Genomic DNA, 20,896 nt, shown 5'->3' with positions numbered 1-20,896 from the left:
GAAATTATTTTTTTTATTTTATTAAATAAATTATTTCTCAAAACTCAAAAGCTCCATCAATTCCTTCTCATCCATCTCAAAAATTTCTTTTGAATCCTTATTATTTCCGCTATCTTTCCCTAAGATATTTTCACTCAAAGCCCGCTTATTCTCCTGAATTTTTATTATTTTTTCCTCAATTGTTCCTTCAGTTATAAGCTTAATAACTTGAACACTCTTTTTCTGACCAATTCTGTGGGCTCTATCGCTTGCCTGATTTTCCACAGCAAAATTCCACCACGGATCATAGTGGATTACGACATCTGCTCCAGTTAGATTTAATCCTGTTCCTCCAGCCTTCAGGGAAATTAAAACAACTTGCCCTTCACCTGAATTGAATTTTTTAGAAATTTCCATTCGTTCTTTGGACTTTACACTTCCATCAATGTAAAAATATTCTACGTTTTCCTCTTCCAATTCCTCCTTTATTTCCTCCAATGTTCCTAAAAATTGTGAAAAAATAATCATTCTATGACCATTTTCTAAAATATCTGGTATCATTTCCCTCAATAATTCAATTTTAGCAACTTCGCCAGTATAATTCTCATCAAATAATTGTGGAGAATTGCAAATTTGCCGTAATTTTGTCAAAATTGCCAAAACTTTTAGATTGTTATTTTCCTCCTTGTCAAATCCCCTAAGCTCCTTCTTCGCCCTTTTAACATAAGCCATATACAGCTTTTTCTGCTCTTTGCTCAATTCTACAATCATATTATTTTCAACTTTTTCAGGCAATTCTGTCAGCACTTCACTTTTTGTTCTTCGCAGAATAAATGGAGAAACGATATTTTTCAAATTAAATATTTTTTTTGAATCTGGATTATTTAATGAATTTTTATATTTTTTTCTAAATTTTGTTATGTTATCAAGATAACCAGGCAAAATAAAGTCAAAAATCGACCAAAGTTCCATAATGCTGTTTTCAATTGGAGTCCCTGTCAAAGCAAAGTTTACAGTGCTTTTTAACTTACTTGTCGCTTTTTTTACAAGAGAAGATACATTTTTTATATTTTGCGCTTCATCCAATATTGCCACATCAAATTTCTTATCGTTATAATTTTTCACATCATTTCTAAAAGTTTGATAAGTCGTTATCAAAATCCCTCTTTCTGTTTTTTCAATCAATTCTTTCCTTGTTTCAGCATTTCCTTCTACAAGAATCGGCTTTATATCCGAAAATTTATAAAACTCCTCCTTCCAGTTATGTAAAAGCGAAGTCGGAACAATAATTATTCCAAGCAAATCCTCATTTTCCAGCTGAATTTCCGAAATAAGTGAAATCGCCTGCAAAGTTTTCCCAAGTCCCATATCATCCGCCAAAATTCCGCCAAATCCAATATCATACATATTTTTAAGCCAATTAAACCCAATTTGCTGATATGGAAATAATTTTACCTTTATGTTTGATGGCTCTTTATTTTCACGTTTTTTTATTTTCTGAAAAAGCTGCTTAAATTCCTCAATTTCATTCAATTCCTTGTTAATACTGCTAGAAACCTGTGCCAGCTGCAATGCCTTTATTTTAGAAATTTTATTTTCACCAATTCTCAAATCATTCATTGCATCAACGATTCCAACCATTTCTTCAGTGCTCCTATTGGCAATTTTCACAAGTTCACCGCTTGACAATGTCACAAATTTCTCTTCATTTCTTACCGATTCCAGAACTGTTTCAACATCTCTTTCATCAATTCCCTCAATATTGAAATTTACACTAAAAAGTTCATTTCCAATAGCTCTTATATTAACATCCACACCAATTTTACGAACTTTTTTTATTTTATCACTCACATTAATATTCACCTTTTCTGAATATTTTCCATCAATAATATCAGCCATTGCTAAAAATTCATTTCTATCAATCACTAGTACAATGTCATCCGACTTTAACTGCTTTGCCCTAAATCCAACATACATTCTATACTCTAACTCAATAATCTGAGCATCAGCATATTTTTGAAAATCTTCAGAAATTTCCCTTTGAAGTTTTTTATTTTTTTTAGGAATAAAATAGCCATCATCTGTCCTAATACTTTCCTCAAGGCAGGAAATCGTTACTTGAAGTTTATTTTTCCCATTGCCTTCCTCTACAAAAATATTTACCGTTCCATAATTTTCCGTAACCTTAGCAATTGGAATTTCATATTTTGATAGCACTTCCTTTATTTCATCAAACAGCTTTCCTGATATTTCATTCAGATATTCTGTCCCTTTTCTAGTTCCATCTGTAAGAGTATTCATTATTTCCCACTCTGCATCACTCATTTTATGAAATTTTTCAATATTTGACACACCATTTTTTAAAGTAAAATAACGACTTGTTGGTGATAAAACTGTAAAATTTCTTATAATTATTTTTTTATTTCCATTCTCATCTTTTTGAAATGCAAATATTGGCTCGTATTCTCCAGTCACATAAATTGTCTTGCTGCCAGATCTTATTGTCTTTTTATTTTCTATGGCTGAAAATATCTGTTCTGCCAGCATTGGATTCATTATTTCACCTTGTGGCTTTCCATAATAATAATAATTATTATTATTAAAGTTCATTCCAAACTCATTTTTTTTCTTAAAATAGTTGCTGAGGTTTTTTATCACTTTTTTATCTATTTCATTAAAATAATGCAAATCTGGATTATAAATATTTTTTTGAGTAATTTCATAAAACTGCTCATTTTCTACTGAATAAACAAAAGATTCTAAATCCTTTATATAATTTAAACTTTTTTCTCCCGCCTTTACTCTCAACGTTGATACTGTAGATGATAATTGCTCTATTTCAAGTGCCAGCTTATACTCGTTTTTTTCTGAATATGAAATCTTAGTTTTATCAATTCTTTTTTTTAATTTTTCCAGTTTTTCCCTAAACTCTTTAATTTCTTTTCCTTCAATCTTCTCATAAGTATTTTCTTCTTTTTTTCCTAAAATTTTTTCATCTTCTCTAAGAATTTCATCATACACTTCATCTTCTGCAATTTTTATACGATTACTGCTACTTTTATCTTCTTTTTCTCTTTTAAATTCCCTATTTTCCTTAAAATAAATATTTCCAGCCTTAACTTCAGCATCCGCAGCCATCCCAGTCGCAATAATATGTTTGCAAGGCTTTTTTGTCTCTTTAAAGTTAGGACAGTCACAACTATATATAATTCTGTTATCTGGCTTTCCATCTTCATAAAAATAAGTTATATTAACATTGTAGGCATTTCTATAATTTCCATCAACTTGTGATTCCACCACTATTTTATCATCTTTTTTCATAAACAACATTAATTTTACTTTTTGCTTATTAAAATACTCAACTCCCCTATTCACAATAGACAAAGCAGTTAATTTTCTCAATCTGTCAAATATTCCTTCCAACTTTTACTTTCCTTTCAAAAAATATTCTCAATTCACACTAAATATTATCTTACCAAAGAATTTTCATTTTTTCAACAAAAAAAACGGCAAAACTGAAACTTTGCCGTAATGTGAACTACTCCCGCTTTTAGAAGCGGGAGCTTCTTGGGAAGTATCTGCTTTTGCTAGCCAAATATATTTACCAAGCTCTTCGGGTAGTTCCTACCCTGTCTTTTTTTATTTTTCTAATATTTCAACATCAATTTCCCAATGTTTTTTATATTCAGTGCTGCATTATAATCTCTATTAATCTCAATCCCACAGCACTCACATTTATAGCTTCTTTCTGATAACTTCAGTTCCTCTTTAACATTTCCACATTTACTGCAAGTTTTCGACGACGGAAACCACTTATCTATTTTTAAAAATTGTTTTCCTAAAAACATCAATTTGTACTCAAGCATCCTCAAAAACATTCCCCATCCATTATCTCCTACACTTTTCCCAAAATTTAATGCCTGGCTCATCCCTTTCATATTCAAATCCTCAACAACCACAGCATTATACACTTCAGACAATTTTTTCGATAATTTATGTAAAAAATCTCTTCGACAATTCTTGATAAACTCATGTAATTTCGATATTTTTACTTTTTGTCTATACCAATTTTTAGAAAATTTCACTTTTCTCGATAATGATTTCTGTAATTTTTTCAATTCTTCTTCCAACATCCTAAAATATTTTGGATAATCAGCCCTTTGGTTTTCAGAACTGATAAATAGTTCAGACATTGAAAAATCAAGTCCAATTACTTTATCATTACTTGGGTTTTTTTGAATTTCTTTTTCAAATTCTGTCAAGATAGAAACATAATAATTTCCATTACTATTTATTAGTGTTACCGACTTTATTCTATAATCCTTTGGTATTTCTCTATGATATTTTAATTTTATTCTTTTCAATTTTGGCAAAACCAAATACTTGTTTTCCTCAATTCGTATCGAATTGTTCACACAATTTGTCGTGTAACTTTTAACATTAGACTTGTTCGGAAACTTCTAAAATTTAATAAAATGAATATTCTGAAACAAGGGGTCAAGACCCCTTGTGGAAATAAAAAATTTAGGTTGTCGAACAGGTCTATTATTCTTTTTAGATTTGAACTTTGGAAACTTCGCTCTTTTCTGAAAAAATTCGTAAATGATCGTCTTACATTCAATTGAGCATTTGAAAGTGCCAGGCTGTCCACTTCTTTCAAAAATTGGTTTTCACTTTTCAAACTAGCAGGTGTAATTATTTTATTTTTCCCAGTTTCTTTATAAAATTTATTTGCAGTGTACAAAATCGTATTGTAAACAAAACGAACACATCCAAAAGTCTTATTTATCAACAGTTCTTGATCTTTATTTGGATAAATTCTGTATTTGAATGCTAAGTTATATTTCATAAAATTACACCTCCTTTTGATTTTGAATATTATTTTTAATTATTTCTCTTCGATATTTTATACAAAAATTGTATCATAGGCATATCCTTTTTTCAATTTTTTTTACAAAAAAAGCAATTCATCTCCCACTTATAGAAAGCCTACGACTTCTTGCTATCTTTTTGTTAAAATATTTATTAAGTTTGAACAAATAGTTTTCCATCTTTTATAAACATATTTTTTACTTTAACTTTTTTGTCATCATCATAAGTATAAACTTCATTAGTTTCCAAATAATTTGAAATAAGCGCTTTTAATGATTTTGCCATAACCGAATCATCTATTTTATTACCCTTTTCATCAGTAACTTTAGTAACATCCAAATCCACTAAATATACCTTATTTGTTTTTGGATCAAATTTCACTTGACTATTCAAAAATACTTTCCCCTTCGCTTTTCCCGCCAAAAGTGAAACATCATAATCAGCTGTAAAGTAAAGTCTATCTCCCGCAAAACTCATCACAGGACTTTTAAGTCCAACTTTCCCCAGCAGAAAATTCTTTTCAATTGGAAATTTCTTGTTCAATTCCTTTGTAATCATAGAATCTGGCACTCTTAATGTCTTATTTGCCAAAAGATCGCAAGAAATTATTCCGAATACCGTTATAATCATAACTAATGCCATTTTAAAAAATAAATTTCTTTTTTTCATAACCAATTCCATTCTCCTTTTCTTTTTTATAATCTAGTCTTAAAAATAGTATTTTTAAACTTTTATGACTAAAACTATTCTAGTTAATCATACAAAATATTATTTATTATTTCATATTTTTCAAATTAGTTTTACCTTTTAACTCCAAAATTTTATTTTATTCACTGACTATTTGATAAAATTTACTCTTATCACTTGCTACAAAATTCCATCAAGAATCTTTTTTCAAATACTTCTTTAAAAATTTCCCAGTCCAAGACCCTTCATTCTCTGCAATTTCTTCAGGCGTCCCTTCTGCAATAATCTGTCCACCTTTATAACCACCTTCAGGCCCTATATCAAGAATGTGATCCGCAACTTTAATTACATCTAAATTATGCTCAATTACTAAGACTGTATTCCCTTTATCAACCAATCTGTTTAACACTTCTAATAATTTTCTGATATCTTCAAAGTGAAGTCCTGTCGTAGGTTCGTCCAAAATGTAAATAGTTTTTCCTCTTGACATTTTTGATAATTCAGTTGCAAGTTTTATACGTTGAGCTTCTCCACCTGAAAGAGTTGTCGCAGGTTGTCCTAATTGAATGTAATTCATTCCTACATCCATCAATGTTTGCAGTTTTCTCTCAAGTGACGGAATATTTTTGAAAAATTCGTATGCTTCTTCAACTGTCATTTCTAGCACATCTGCGATACTTTTTCCTTTGTACTGAACTTCTAATGTTTCTCGATTGTATCGTTTTCCTTTACAAACTTCACATTCCACATAGACATCTGGCAAGAAATTCATTTCAATTTTGTTAATTCCAGCACCGCTACACGCTTCACATCGTCCACCTTTTACATTAAATGAAAATCTTCCTTTCGTATATCCACGCACTTTCGCATCATTTGTCTGTGCAAATAAATCACGAATATCATCAAAAATTTTCGTATATGTCGCAGTATTTGATCTCGGTGTTCTCCCAATCGGCGACTGGTCAATATCAATCACTTTTTCCAAGTTTTCAAGCCCATCTATTCCACCATTTTCAAGCGGATATAATTTCCCTTTATTTAGCCTGTTGTGAAGCTCTGGAAACAATGTCTGATTAATCAATGTCGACTTACCACTTCCCGAAACACCCGTTACAACCGTCAAAACTTCAAGTGGAATATGTGCCGTTACATTTTTCAAATTATTTCCTTTTGCATTTTTCAAAACAATTTCTTTAGTCGCTTTTCTTCTTTTTTCAGGCACTTCAATTTTAATTTTTCCGTTCAAATATTGTGCTGTCAATGATTTTTTGTTTCTCATAACTTGTTTTGGCGTTCCTTGTGCTACAACCTTTCCTCCATTAATTCCAGCACCTGGACCTATGTCAATTAAATAATCCGCTTCTCTCATCGTATCCTCATCATGCTCTACAACTATCAAGCTATTCCCAATATCACGCAAATCCTTCAAAGTCGCAAGTAACTTGTCATTATCCCTTTGATGAAGTCCAATACTCGGCTCATCAAGCACATAAATCACACCAGTAAGCCTACTTCCAATTTGAGTCGCAAGTCTAATTCTTTGAGATTCCCCACCAGACAGCGTTTTCGTCATTCTAGCAAGACTCAAGTAATCAAGCCCAACATTTATCATAAATTTTAGCCGTTCTTTTATTTCCTTCAAAATTTCAGCTGCAATCTGCATTTGTTTTTCCGTAAGCTGAATTTTTTCATAAAAATCAAGTGCATCAACAACGCTCACTTCAGTCAGGTCAATAATACTCTTATCATTCACCGTTATCGCCAATACAACATCTTTAAGCCTTTTCCCGTGACAAGTTTTACAAGTTCTCTCTGTCATATATTTTGCTTCCATCTCTTCTCTTGCTGATTCAGAAGCAGTTTCCTTGTATCTTCGTTCAATTCCATGCACAATCCCTTCAAATCCTCGTTTTCCATTATAGCTAAAACTGTCTCCGCTCCAAGAAAAGTTAAATTGCTTATCACTTCCATAAAAAATCACATCTTTTTCTTTTCGAGTCAATTTAGAAACCTTTTTATCCAAGTCGATTTTATGTGCCTTTGCCATCGCTATGAATAAATCCCAGTTCCATCCCTTTTTAGTCGTCGCTCCTGGAAAAATTATCCCACCTTCATTAATTGACAAATTCTCATCAACAATCAATTTATTCTCATCAACTTCCAATCTCGAACCAAGCCCATTACAAACTTCACAAGCCCCATAAGGTGCGTTAAATGAAAAAAGTCTTGGCACAACATCTGGAAACACAACATCTGGATGGTCTGGACAAGAAAAATTCTCACTAAATTTGTTATCTTCTCCATTAATATTCACAATTATTTTCCCATCAGAAAGCTCACTCGCAGTTTCAATTGCTTCTGTCAATCGACTCAAAAACTCCTTATTATCCGCCTTAAACACAACTCTATCAACAACAACCTCGATATGATGCCTTTTATTCTTATCCAAAACAATTTCATCACTCAAGTCAAGAATATCGCCATTCACTCGAACTCTTTGAAACCCTCTTTTCTGCAAATTCAAAAACAAATTTTTATGAGTCCCCTTTTTATCAATCACAACTGGTGACAAAATTATCATTTTATCCTTTTCTTTTCTAGAACTCATCAAATTATCGACAATTTCCTGAATTGACTGTTTTTCCACTTTTCTATGACAAATCGGACAATGCGCTTCCCCAATATGTGCCCACAAAAGCCGCATATAGTCATAAATTTCAGTAGTTGTACCAACAGTCGAACGAGGATTTTTCGACACACTTTTCTGTTCAATCGAAATCGCAGGAGAAAGCCCTTCAATACTATCTAATTCCGGTTTCTTCATCTGCCCAATAAACATTCTCGCATAAGCCGACAAGCTTTCTACATACCTTCTTTGCCCCTCTGAATAAATCGTATCAAACGCAAGTGAAGACTTCCCACTCCCAGAAACCCCAGTAATTACAACCAGTTCATTCTTTGGAATCTCAATATCAATATTTTGTAAATTATGCTCTCTAGCTCCAGTAATCTTTATTTTGTTGTCTTTCATTTTCTTCAATGTTCCTCTCTAATTTTTCTCCTCAATTAACTTAAATCCCTCTAAATCAGCTTTTTTAAATTCTTCAATCAATTTTTTTCCATATATCCAAACCTTTTGTTGCCAAGGATGTCCTAAATATCCAAAATTAAAATTAACATCGATAAAAAAATAATAATCCCCATTTGGAAAATATGTTGGAAAATATGCAGTATACCCGCCACCCCAGTAGCGTTCATCTTTAACTTCTATAATTTTAGGCTCATCTTTAATACGAGGATTATATCTAAAGCAAGAATGATGCCAATCCAATGCATACAATTCCTCATTTTCCTTAGTACATTTCAAAAAAATTTCCGTTATTTTATCACGAATTTCTTTTTTAAATCCCCAATCTACAAATCCTTCAATTTTCTCTAGATTTTCATAATGATAACTAATATCATAAACCATATATGGTTCTTTAAATTCAAATGCTATTTCTTTTTTATCAACACTAGGATTAAAATTAAATCTACCATAAACTATATCCCAAACTTTATCATATTCTTCATCATCTAATATTACCATTTTTTCATACTCCCGTCCATAAAAATTTTTACATAAAAAAAGGTAATGAAGCCTCTTTTATCTTATAATAATTTATAAAAGTTAATTTTTTTGTTGCTTCTTCCTCATCTTTGAAAATCATTCCTCTTTTTTTTAACAACTCTATCTGTTCTTTAATACTCAAATATTCCTTTTCCATAAATATCTCCAAATAATTTAAAAGCCCTACAAGAATCAATTAATGATTTGTAGGGGACTTGATATGTCTAATTATACTTCCTTTTTTTACCTTTGTCAAATGAAAGATTAGTAAACTAGACAATTATATGAATAAAATTTAAAAAAACAATAATTTCTTCTTCAACCTATGTATCTCTCATTTTTTTCTATAGTTCTTTCACGATAGGAACCCAGAGCTCCATTTTATATGTTTCACTGTACATATCCCCTTCTGAGTAGACTTCAAAATCAGGTTTTCCTGAATGCCTGTATCCCTGTTCAGGAAAAAACACTTCAAAAAGATACTTCCAGCCCGCATGAATTGAATCAGGTATTTTTCCTGTAAGTTCCACAACTGCATATTCAGCCGCAGCCACTTCCACAATTTCAAGACCCATTTCCTCTGCCTTTTCTATATCCCTTACATCATAACATGCCATATAGTTGATTTTTTTCGTATTTTTCATATCATGACATATTCCATAGCTTTGACCGTTTCCAAGATTTTCCAGTTTCTCTGGGGAATATTTTGAAAACAGCTCCTTCCAAACTTCCGGACAGGATGACGGCTCTATATTCTTAGCATTTATTCCTGCAACTTTAAATGCTTCCTTTTTCTGAATGGTAATATTCATATTATTTCCTCCTTTGACTGTTAACATGAGCCTTACTCGTGAAACTGCACGGAAAGGCTTTCCTTTTCTTACTTCTGAAGGAGTATACCCATGAAAATTCTTAAAAGCCAGTCCAAATGAATCAGGTGAATCATAGCCGTATTCAAATGCAATTTCTATTATTTTCTCATCTGTTTCACGAATCTTCTTTGCAGCTTCAGTCAGCTTCCTTGCCCTTATATACTCGGATAAAGTTGTTTCAGTCAGAATTGAAAATATCCTGCGGAACATAGCATATGAGTACCCTGACAGTTCTAAAATCCTCTTTTCATCAATTTTATCTTTCATGACACTTTCAATATAATCAATGGTTTTATTAAATCCTTCAATCATTCTCATTTACTTTTTCTCCTTTCAATTCTATTATAACAGTTCCGAAGTCTTATTTCCCTATAAAGGCTGTACAAAATTTATAGGTTTTATTCAATCTTTAATATTTTACCATATTTTTTGTGATATAATTATAAAAAAGAACAGGAGCTGAGAAAAATGAAAATATACAGTTATGAAACTCTTGATTCAACTAATGAATTTATGAAAAATAATGTTTCAAAATTTGAAGAATATGATGTAGTTACAGCTGAAAATCAGACTCTCGGTAAGGCAAGACGGGGAAATACATGGGTTTCACAAAAGGGAATGGCTCTTTTTACGTTTCTCGTGAAAAAAGATGAAAATAGCGGCATTGACGATTCTGAATATTTAAAATTGCCTTTAATTACAGGACTTTCCGTCATAAAGGGGCTTAGAAAAATAGAAAATCTTGACTATATGTTTAAATGGACTAATGATGTTTATCTTTATGGAAAAAAAATAACAGGTATTCTCGTGGAAAGAGTTGAAAATAACTTTTTTGTCGGAATTGGAATAAATATAAATAATTCACTGCCTGCCGAACTTTCAGAAACAGCAGCTTCCATTTCTGAAATAACTGGAAAACACTATGATATTAAAGAAATTATTACTTCAATTATTGAAGAGTTTAAAATTCTATTTGAAACATTTCTAAATGGAAAATGGGAGGAAATCCTTCTTGAAATTAATGAACTTAGCTACCTGAAAGAGAAAAAGGTTCATCTCAAAATAAACAGGGCTTATTTTTCAGGAATCGTAAAAAATATAAATCATAATGGAGAACTTGAAATACTCATTGATGACAAAATACATACTTTTTCTGTGGGAGAAGTTTTTGAAGAAAAAATGAGAGTTATCAGATAATTGCTAAAATTAGAGATATAAAAGGGGCTGTCTCAAAATGGTTAAAATTTTGAGTTCAGCTTCTATTTTTTTGTATAATATATTTATGACCAACAAATATATCATACAAAATAAACTGAAGTATATCTTCAGTAATAACAACATTTTACTAAATTCTATTGATTTGTGCAAGAAAAATAATATTGAGAAAAAACATCTTAAATACATTATACAATCTATCGATAAGTTCCTCGCTTGCAGGGATATGTCTAAGGGTTTCATTAAATTTAAATGCCCTCTCTGTCCCATTATCCACAAGTTCCCTCTTACTTGTAAGTCCAAACTTTGTCCTTCATGCGGTTTCAAATATGCCAGAATCTGGTCCCAGAATACTATGAAACACATCCTGAACATTGAACATCGCCATGTACTCTTTACTATACCTAAAGAATGCAGACAATTTTTCTTCTATGACAGAAAACTCCTCTCAAAGCTTTCTGAGGCCGTTAACGAAATCTTTAAGTTCTGCTTCCATAACATCAGTAAGAAAAATCTGAGAAAAAATAAAATCTCAAAATTTTCCAAAAAATATTTCACTGACTCCGACATCGTACACTATGGGCTGATTTCTATTATACATACCTTCGGAAGGGATCTTAAATGGAATCCGCACATCCATGCCATTGTTTCCCTGGGTGGATTCACTAAAAATTTTGACTTCAGGAAAATGAGACATTTTAATGTGGATACTATTGCCGGTCAATGGAAGTACCATGTCCTCAAAATTATTCAGAATGGAGAATATCATGACAGTAAAATTAAGAAGAAGGCCTTGGACACTGTTTCCAAACTTTACAAAGAAAACAAAAGATTCTTCTTTAATGTCGGTGACGGTGACATCAACAGTACAGAGGGTATTATCAGATATCTCGGAAGATATCTCGCACGTTCACCTGTTGCCGAATACAAGATTACCGAAATTGATGATGGTAAAGTTACCTTCTTTTTCAATGATTTGGCTAGCAATAAAAAGAAAACTTACATTACTATGCCTGCTGAAAAATTTATCTCACAGATTCTCATTCATCTGCCTCCTAAAAACTTTAAAATGGTAAACAGGTACGGTTTCTATTCAAGACATATTTCTGATGAACTTAAAAAGGCTATGGAGCCTTTTAGGAAAAATATTTCCGTATCAAAATATTCATTTTATCAGAGGCAGATGTACATAACTTTTGGAATGAATCCTTTTTACTGTCCAGAATGCAAAGTTAAGATGATTGTATGGGAATTCTACCATTATCTATATCCTCCACTTAAAAAGTATTATTAATATTTTTTCAATCCAACCTGGTTGGATATTTTGTAATACAATTTTTTTAATAACTATAAATAGAGGAGGCGATTGCCTCCTCTAAAAGTCATTCAATAGATTCATAAGTATCTCTTTTTGATTATTAAAAATAAATTTACTTTACTTATAAACAAAAAAGCCTGTTCCATAAATTATTCAACAATCTATGAAACAGATTTTTTCAATTATTATTTTAATCTAAATATTTTTTATATTCATTTGTTAATTCCAATATTCTTTGTTGTATTAAATTAATCCGTTCTCTTGTTACAGATTTTTCTCTAACGCATAGGTTATACCAATTTCTATACATTCCATAATTCGTCATTTCTTCATCTGAATATTTTATCCACATTTCTTGAGAATTAATTAACTTTTGCTTTAATTTGGAATAACGCTTTCTATTTTTATCAAATTTCTGAATTAGTTTATTATATATTTCATCCATTTTTCTTTGTTCATTTTCTAGTATTTTTAAATGTTCGTTATCATTTTCTCCACACGCACTAAAAAATTTGACTGTTTTTATTTCTAAATCCTTTGAAAAAGAAACTAAAGAAAATACCACAAATATAAAAATTATTTTTCTCATAATTTCTCCTTATCGAGTTTTATTTTTCATACGGAAGTCCAGACGCTTTCGGCGCTTTCGATTTTCCTACAAATCCAACTAATGCCAACAATGTCAAAATATACGGTATCATTGTCAAAAATTGCTGAGATATTGGAAGTCCTATTGTTTTGGAAACATCGGCAAATGCTTGTCCGAAAGCGAATAACAGGCTTGCTAAGATTGCTCCTAGCGGATTCCATTTTCCAAAGATCATTGCAGCCATTGCGATATATCCACGTCCTGCTGACATGTTATTTGAAAAGGCTGGGAGTAGGACTGCTGTAAGGTAAGCTCCTCCTAGTCCTCCCAATGCTCCTGATATAAGTACGCTTATATATCTTGTTTTGTAAACGCTTATTCCTACCGTGTCGGCTGCTAGCGGATGTTCTCCAACTGAACGGATTCTTAAACCTAAAACTGTTTTATATAAGAAGAAATACATTGCGATTGCGATTCCGTAGATTACGATTATCATTAATGGACGGTTTGCCAATGACTTTGCTAATGGAGTATTTCCAGCTGTTTTATAAATGGCTTTTATTAGGTATGATGTTGTTGCTGCTGCGAATAGATTAATTGCAACTCCGCTTATAATTTGATTTCCTTTCAGGTTAATACTGATTACTGCGTGAATTAGTGAAATTAAGATTCCTACTATTACTCCAAAAATTATCCCCAAATATGGATTTCCTGTGGCAATATTGACAACTGCCGTTGCAAACGCTGAACTTAGCATAATTCCTTCTAGTCCAATATTAATGACTCCACTTTTTTCAGAAATACACGCTCCTACGGCTGTTATAAGAATTGGAGGTGCTATTACTATTGTTTGCTGTATTAAATCGAATATTTGCTTTATAATCATTTTAATTTTCCTTTCTGACTTAATATTTTTTATTTGATAACCAATTTACACTGCTTTCTTTTTATTAAGCACAAATTTAAATAAATTTTCTGATGCTACAAAAATGATGATTAATGCTTGTATAATAAATACAATTTCCTTATCAATCTGATATCTTTGCTGCAACATTTGTCCCCCAACTTCAAGTGCCGCATAAAATATTGCCGCAACTAATATTCCAAATGGATTATTTTTTCCAAGAAGTGCTACCGCAAGTCCTGTAAATCCGTAATCTCCCATTATAAGTTCAGTGTATGAATATTCTGAAGCTCCTCCTAAAACACGTTCAGCTCCACCAAGTCCAGCACAAGCTCCAGCGATTCCCATCGCTAAAAACATGATATATTTTGGATTAATTCCCGCATTTTCAGCAACTGTATCACTTTGTCCGACTGCTTTTATTTCATATCCTTTTTTGAAATATTTAAAAAAGAAAAATATCCCTATTGTCAAAAGAATTGCGATTATAAAACCAAAATTTAAGTTTTGTCTTGTAATATTTGCAAAAAGTAACGGTAATCTTGCCCCTTCAAAAACACGGGGAGATTGTGTATTTTGTGAAGTTGGATCCTTTAAAGGCCCATTTAATAGGAAATTTTGTAATTCTAGCATAATATAATTTAACATAATTGTACTGATTACTTCACTTACTCCAAATTTTGCCCGCAAAAATCCTGCTATTCCAGCCCACAAAAATCCAGCAATTACAGCCACAATTATTACAACAAGCACATTTCCAAAAACATAATTTTTAAATGTAATTGCCCAAAAAGTTGCCGCTAATCCTCCAGCAATCATCTGTCCTTGCATTCCTATATTAAATAATCCCGCTTTAAAGGCTACCATTGTTGCAAGTGCAGAAAATATTAACGGAGTTGCGATAAATAATGTATTTGCAAGTCCACTAAATAATGGAGATCTTGGATAAGGCTGATAAAAAGCCGCCCGCATCATATCAATGTAGGCTGTAAACGGATTTACACCCTTTGTCATCATTATTACTCCACCAATAATTAATGCGATTAATACTGCAATTATAGATGGTAGAAAATCCTTTATCTTATTTTTAATCATCTATTTTCCCTCCTGCCATTAATATTCCTAATTTTTCTGTTGTTGCATCTTTTCTATCCAAAATTCCTACAATTTCTCCTGAATACATCACTGCAATTCTATCACTTAATGCCATTATTTCCGATAACTCAGCCGAAACAAGCATTATAGCCTTTTTCTCAGTTTTTTCATTTAAAATTGTATTATGAATCATCTCAATCGCACCAATATCGACTCCCCTTGTAGGCTGTGCCGCAATAATAAATTTATTTTCACGTTCCAGCTCCCTTGCTACTACGACTTTCTGCTGATTTCCACCAGACAGCCCGCCAAACTTGATTTTCCCATCTGTTGGCCTAATATCATATTTTTCTATATATTCATTAGTTTTTTTCTCAATTTCACTATAATCCAGCAATGCTCCCTTAGAATACTGATCCTGAAGTCCCAAGGCCATATTTTCTTCCACTGTAAAATCATCAATAGTTGCCCTTTTGTGTCTGTCTTCAGGTATGTGGGAAAGCCCCTTTTCCTTAATAAGTTTTGGCGTCTTGTTTTCCAGCTCATCATTATCTATAAAATATGTTCCGCTATCAACTTTTGCAAGTCCTGCCAAAGCCTCAATAAGTTCAGTCTGTCCATTTCCCTGTACTCCAGCTATTCCCAGCACTTCACCTTCACGGATTTCAAACGAAACACCCTTAACTTTCTCAATTCCTCCTCTTTTCACAGTCAAATTCTCAACTTTCACAACCACATTTCCCAATTTCACATCAGGTCTCTTAACTTCAAACAGCACAACACGCCCAACCATAAGATTGGCAATCTTTTCCTTCGTAGCTTCCTTAGTTTTCAATTCTCCAACATCGCTTCCACGTCGAATAACCGTAATATTGTCAGATAAATCAAGCACTTCCTGCAATTTATGCGAAATAAAAATAATTGTTTTCCCTTCCTTTATAAGATTTCTCATAATCTCATAAAGCTCCTTCACTTCCTGCGGAGTCAGCACTGCACTTGGCTCATCAAATACCAGAAGTTCCGCCCCTTTAAACAACACTTTCAAAATCTCAATTCTTTGATGAATCCCGACAGATAAATCTGACACTTTCGCATCTGGATCAATATTCAGACCATACTTTTCAGAAACTTCCCTGACCTGCTTTCTAGCAGTATTCAAGTCAAAAAATATTCCACCTTTTTTAGGCTCAAATCCTAAAACCATATTTTCAGCAACTGTCAACGTGTCAACCAGCATAAAATGCTGATAAACCATTCCAATTCCTAAATTTGCCGCAGTTGTAGGACTGTCAATGTCAATTTTCTCCCCCTTGTAAAAAATCTCACCAGAAGTCGGAGAATATAGCCCGTTCAAAATCTTCATAAGCGTGGATTTCCCAGCCCCATTTTCCCCAACAATTGCATGAATCTCCCCCTTTTTAACCTTCAGCGTAATATCATCATTTGCAACAATCTTCCCGCCTAAAAATTCCTTCCGTATATTTTTCATCTCCAAAATATATTCGCTCATCTTTCCTCCTGCTTCTTAAATTAATTTTATTTAAATTTCAAATCATTCATTTAAAAAATTTTTTATTTATATTTTTAGTTATTATTTTCGTGAATAATTTAGGATTTTACATTGAACAAATTTACTATTTACATCAAAACTGAACCTCCCACAACTAAAGCCTCAGGATTCTTGCACTATTTAATAAAATTTTAAAAAAAGTCTGATACATAATAATTTGAACTTGTTTTTAATAAATCAAGAACAGCTATCGGCTTTCTAACTACATTTATCTTATAATCATTGTAGTAGTATTTTGGTTTTTTCCCTCCTACAAACACTACTGTATTATTTTCATTATAAGTATACCCATGATATTCGCTATTTTCAAGCAGTAATGGCGTTCTTTTTAATTTTAACTGATTTTTTGCAAGTTTTTCGATAATTTCACTTGGAAAACCTGTTAAATAAACATTTCTTTGAAGTTCTGGCAATATTGCCTGATCTTCTAATTTGTCAGAAATTAAAATATCCTTATCAAATTTGTATACTGAATCATCTTTAAATTTATTTAATCCTGAGTTTTCATAGGTTTCCTTTATAAAAAATTCAACGTTTGATTTCTCAAAGTTTTCTACAACTTCTTTGCGGTTATTTTTTAATTCTTCAATTAAAAATTCCTTATCCAATTCTGAATAAACATTTGATGGATTAAAATCAGTTTTATTCAAAAGTTCATAGAGAACATAAATTTGTCTATTCAAATATTCCTGATCTGTTCCTACATATTCGGTTAAATTAACTCCATTAGACATTGCAGTTATTTGCTGTCTATAATATTCATCCAGTGAAGATGCTGGCAATTCCAGTATTTTTTCCTCTTCTGATAACTGATCAACTTTTATATCCTGCATTTCCTGATAAAATCTTTCTTCCAAAAGCAATGAATACTTTTTCCCCTTTCTTATATCCTTCAAAAAAGCATTAAATTCGTTATAAAATCTATTTTTTCCAAATAGATCTGTCGGATACGTAATTTCAAATAATTTAATTTCGTAACGTCCTGGAATAACCTTTCGCATTTTTTCCTTCCCATCAATCATTACTTTTACCTGATTAAATCGCGGCTTTTCCTCTTCCCTCCATTTTATCTCCTTTTTTATTTTATCAAAAAGAGCAAAACTCGTCATACTGCATCCAAGCAACATTAATATTATTAATTTTTTCAAGTTTTTCCTCCTAATACCTTTATAAATTTTTCTTTATAGAAATAGCAATATTTTCTGGCACAATTTCCATCAGTTCCTCTAATGTTGCATTTCGTATATTTTTTATCAATCCAAATTTTTTTATCAATTCCTTTTTCCTTTTCGGTCCAATTCCAGAAATGTCATCCAACGCACTTTTGACATTTCTCTTACTTCTCAATTTTCTATGATGTGTAATTCCAAATCTATGGGCTTCATCCCGCAATCTTTGCAAAATCTTTAACGTTTCATCTGTTTTTTCAAATAAATACGGCTCACTTTCATAACTTTTAAAAATTTCCTCTTCCCTTTTGGCAATTCCAATCACATCAGTATGCTCCATTTTTCCAAGTTTTTCCAGTACATCCACAGCCACTCCAAGCTGCCCTTTTCCACCATCAATTAAAATCAGATTGGGCATTTTCTCATTTTCTATTTTAGAATATCTTCGTGTCAATGCTTCCCTCATCATCAAAAAATCATCTGGCGTATCTTTTACAGTAATTTTAAAATGCCTATATTCCTTAGGCGTCGTTTCCCCATCAATAGCCACAGTCATTGCCGCAACCGCATCTTTCCCTTGAATATTTGAAATATCAAAGCAGTCAATTCTGTAAGGAAAACTTTTTAACCGTAATTCTTTTTTTAAATTATGAAGCCCTTCCTGAACCATACGCCGTTTTCTGTAATATTTATCAACTTCTTCCCGTAAGTTCAAATATCCCATTTCCAAAAGCTGCAATCTTCGGCTATTAATCTTTGGAAAATGAAGTTTTACTTCCTTATGTTTTTCAATTTTTGCCCATTCCTTTATCAAAAATTCGCTTTGCACAAATCGTTCATCACAAATAATATGCTTTGGAATATTCCTTTTTTCATAATATGAAGTAATCAGCCGCTCAAAAAGGCTTTCTTCCTGGCTTCTTTCCATTGAAATTATTATATGATTTTTATTAATAACTTTCCCTTCCCGAATGTTCAGCACACATAAAAACACATTTTCTCTTTTTTCCTCAAATACAAACACATCCTCGTCAATTTCCTTGCTATATTCGATAATTTGTGTTTCCAGCATTCTTTTTAACACAGCCAATTTTTCACGCTCGTTAATCGCACGCTCAAATTCCATTTCATCACTAAACTGTTTCATCCTATTTTCCAGCATTTCAAGAACTTTATCAGAATGTCCCTTCAAAAAGTTTTTGAAATTGCTTACATTCGTACTGTATTCATCTTCAATATCTTTGTATTTACAAGGTGCGGGGCAAGTTTTCATATAATACTTCAAGCACGGCTTTGTAATTTTATCCATATTTCGGTTGCAATCTCGAACTGGAAATATCTTAATAAGCGATTTCATTGCAAAAAATATTCCCATTGGATAAGGCCCAAAATATTCGGCATTCTCATTTAATTTTTTCGTACTTCTCACAATTTCCACCTTTGGAAATTTTTCCTTTGTAAACTTTATATATGGATAAGTCTTTTCATCCTTTAACAAAATATTATATTTTGGCTTATTCTTTTTTATCAGGTTATTTTCCAGAATAAGCGCCTCAACTTCCGATTTACAGATAAAAAACTCAATATCCCTAATATTTTTCACCAATTCCAGCGTTTTCTGATTATGCGAATTTATATTTGTAAAATAAGACTTCACCCTATTTTGAAGATTTTTTGCTTTTCCCACATAAATAATCTTCCCTCGCTCATTTTTCATCAGGTAAACTCCTGGATTTGTGGGAATATCCTTATATTTAACTGGCGATTTTATTTCTTTTTCTATTTTTTCTGTCTTTATTTCTTCTCCCATTTTTGTATCTTTTTATTCTTTCCTTTAAATTGTATAAATGTAAGTAAAACTAAATTTCCTTTTTATCTCCCACTTCCCTATGAAATTTTCCAATATGATAATCCATCTTTTTTGAAAGGTCATCGTAAAGTTTATTCACAAATGTGGCTGAACGATGCTGTCCGCCTGAACATCCAATTCCTATACGTAAATGTGATTTTCCTTCCTTTTCATATTTTGGAATTAAGTACAAAAGCATATCTAAAAGCATTTTATAAAATTCCTGACTTTCTGGAAGTCCCATTACATAATCCTGCACTTCCTTATGATTTCCAGTTTTTCTTTTTAAATTCTCAATGTAATAGGGATTTGGCAAAAATCTCAAATCGAACATCAGGTGAAGATCCAGCGGAATTCCATACTTAAATCCAAAGGAAGTTAAATTGACGCTTATTTTTTTTCTTTGTCCTGAAAATTCCTTTTCCAAAACTTCCTGCAATTTTTTTACTGTCAATGTGCTTGTATCAATTACCAAATCAGCTTTTACCATAAAATCCTTTATAATTTTACGTTCCGCCTTTATATTAGCAAGTAAAGTGTCATACATATTCAACGGGTGCTTTCTTCTGGAAAGCTCATATCTGCTAAGCAAAACATCTGTTCTTGCATCCAGATAAATCATAGTATGAGATATTTCCTCTTTGTCCAATATTTCCAGCTGTTTTGTCAACTGTTCAATAAATTCCTGATTTCTAACGTCTATTGCTATTGCCACCTGGTTTCTTTTTCCACTGCTAATAAATATTTCATTCAAATACTGAAACAAATTAATAGGAAAATTATCAATACAAAAATATTCCCTATCCTCAAAAAATTTCATCGCCTCAGATTTCCCAGCTCCACTCATTCCAGTTATTATAACTAATTCTTTTTTCATCTTATCCATAAAAAATTCCTCTTTAAAAAATAAATTTACTTCTCTAATTTCCCTTGAAATTATTATAGCATATCTCCAGATAAATATAAATAATTTTTGATAGACAAAATTTTTATATTTTTTTCATCATAAGCCTGTTTCGACAATTTATTTTTTTTATTTTATAAGTTAAAAATTTATTCTGCAGGACCAAATTAAAAATTTAAATATTGACAATTTTAAAAATTTATATTAAAATAAATTGTAATGATTACAAAATTAAATAAATTTGTATAAATAAAAATAAAATT

17 protein-coding genes are annotated in these 20,896 nt (G+C 31.6%); 2 read left to right on the top strand and 15 right to left on the bottom strand.

What is annotated here, in order from left to right:
• Positions 1-30: 30 nt before the first annotated feature.
• The 8 genes from FVE74_RS03170 to FVE74_RS03140 all read right to left on the bottom strand — a co-directional run bounded on the left by FVE74_RS03170 (position 31) and on the right by FVE74_RS03140 (position 10,338).
• Complete coding sequence (locus FVE74_RS03170) at positions 31-3,402, bottom strand: DEAD/DEAH box helicase (RefSeq protein WP_147003189.1); 3,372 nt, start codon at positions 3,400-3,402, stop codon at positions 31-33.
• A 224-nt stretch (positions 3,403-3,626) separates the two neighbouring features.
• Positions 3,627-4,394 (bottom strand): RNA-guided endonuclease InsQ/TnpB family protein, encoded by a 768-nt coding sequence (locus FVE74_RS03165; RefSeq protein WP_232054034.1) that lies wholly within the window; start codon positions 4,392-4,394, stop codon positions 3,627-3,629.
• Positions 4,391-4,828 (bottom strand): helix-turn-helix domain-containing protein, encoded by a 438-nt coding sequence (locus FVE74_RS03160; RefSeq protein ID WP_232054033.1) that lies wholly within the window; start codon positions 4,826-4,828, stop codon positions 4,391-4,393. Before FVE74_RS03160 ends, FVE74_RS03165 begins: the two co-directional genes overlap by 4 nt.
• A 176-nt stretch (positions 4,829-5,004) precedes the next feature.
• On the bottom strand, positions 5,005-5,520 hold the full coding sequence (locus tag FVE74_RS03155; protein ID WP_147003188.1) for a DUF1439 domain-containing protein: 516 nt from the start codon (positions 5,518-5,520) through the stop codon (positions 5,005-5,007).
• 211 nt (positions 5,521-5,731) lie between these two features.
• A complete protein-coding gene (uvrA, locus tag FVE74_RS03150; RefSeq protein ID WP_147003187.1) occupies positions 5,732-8,569 on the bottom strand; it encodes an excinuclease ABC subunit UvrA in 2,838 nt (945 codons plus the stop codon).
• Between the two features lie 18 nt (positions 8,570-8,587).
• Complete coding sequence (locus FVE74_RS03145) at positions 8,588-9,127, bottom strand: DUF2716 domain-containing protein (RefSeq protein ID WP_147003186.1); 540 nt, start codon at positions 9,125-9,127, stop codon at positions 8,588-8,590.
• Between the two features lie 28 nt (positions 9,128-9,155).
• Entirely contained in the window at positions 9,156-9,305 is a 150-nt protein-coding gene (locus FVE74_RS11475) for a hypothetical protein (protein ID WP_172617431.1), read from the bottom strand.
• Between the two features lie 187 nt (positions 9,306-9,492).
• The gene (locus FVE74_RS03140; RefSeq protein WP_147003185.1) at positions 9,493-10,338 is read right to left on the bottom strand and encodes an AraC family transcriptional regulator; all 846 of its coding nucleotides are present in this window, start codon (positions 10,336-10,338) and stop codon (positions 9,493-9,495) included.
• A gap of 150 nt (positions 10,339-10,488) precedes the next feature.
• Between FVE74_RS03140 and FVE74_RS03135 the strand changes: the two genes are divergently transcribed.
• Both FVE74_RS03135 and FVE74_RS03130 read left to right on the top strand, forming a co-directional pair.
• Positions 10,489-11,217, top strand: coding sequence for a biotin--[acetyl-CoA-carboxylase] ligase (locus FVE74_RS03135; protein ID WP_147003184.1), 729 nt, complete (start codon positions 10,489-10,491; stop codon positions 11,215-11,217).
• Positions 11,218-11,254: 37 nt separating this feature from the next.
• Positions 11,255-12,529 (top strand): IS91 family transposase, encoded by a 1,275-nt coding sequence (locus tag FVE74_RS03130; RefSeq protein WP_332094860.1) that lies wholly within the window; start codon positions 11,255-11,257, stop codon positions 12,527-12,529.
• 214 nt (positions 12,530-12,743) lie between these two features.
• Here the strand turns inward: FVE74_RS03130 and FVE74_RS03125 are convergent, their stop codons facing one another.
• The 7 genes from FVE74_RS03125 to rapZ form a co-directional block, all read right to left on the bottom strand.
• The gene (locus tag FVE74_RS03125) at positions 12,744-13,142 is read right to left on the bottom strand and encodes a lysozyme inhibitor LprI family protein (RefSeq protein WP_147003183.1); all 399 of its coding nucleotides are present in this window, start codon (positions 13,140-13,142) and stop codon (positions 12,744-12,746) included.
• Positions 13,143-13,161: 19 nt separating this feature from the next.
• The gene (locus FVE74_RS03120) at positions 13,162-14,028 is read right to left on the bottom strand and encodes an ABC transporter permease (protein ID WP_018499838.1); all 867 of its coding nucleotides are present in this window, start codon (positions 14,026-14,028) and stop codon (positions 13,162-13,164) included.
• Positions 14,029-14,073: 45 nt separating this feature from the next.
• On the bottom strand, positions 14,074-15,141 hold the full coding sequence (locus tag FVE74_RS03115; protein ID WP_147003182.1) for an ABC transporter permease: 1,068 nt from the start codon (positions 15,139-15,141) through the stop codon (positions 14,074-14,076).
• A complete protein-coding gene (locus FVE74_RS03110; protein WP_147003181.1) occupies positions 15,134-16,651 on the bottom strand; it encodes an ABC transporter ATP-binding protein in 1,518 nt (505 codons plus the stop codon). The genes FVE74_RS03115 and FVE74_RS03110 overlap by 8 nt, the downstream gene beginning before the upstream one ends.
• Before the next feature lie 191 nt (positions 16,652-16,842).
• Complete coding sequence (locus FVE74_RS03105) at positions 16,843-17,859, bottom strand: hypothetical protein (RefSeq protein ID WP_147003180.1); 1,017 nt, start codon at positions 17,857-17,859, stop codon at positions 16,843-16,845.
• A 19-nt stretch (positions 17,860-17,878) separates the two neighbouring features.
• On the bottom strand, positions 17,879-19,690 hold the full coding sequence (gene uvrC, locus FVE74_RS03100; protein WP_172617430.1) for an excinuclease ABC subunit UvrC: 1,812 nt from the start codon (positions 19,688-19,690) through the stop codon (positions 17,879-17,881).
• 49 nt (positions 19,691-19,739) lie between these two features.
• Entirely contained in the window at positions 19,740-20,615 is an 876-nt protein-coding gene (gene rapZ, locus FVE74_RS03095) for an RNase adapter RapZ (RefSeq protein ID WP_147003179.1), read from the bottom strand.
• Positions 20,616-20,896: the final 281 nt, after the last annotated feature.

It is taken from the genome of Leptotrichia wadei (genome assembly GCF_007990445.1).
Classification (GTDB): domain Bacteria; phylum Fusobacteriota; class Fusobacteriia; order Fusobacteriales; family Leptotrichiaceae; genus Leptotrichia; species Leptotrichia wadei_A.
Note: the sequence above shows the minus strand (reverse complement) of the source record. Positions and strands in the feature narration are given on the sequence as shown.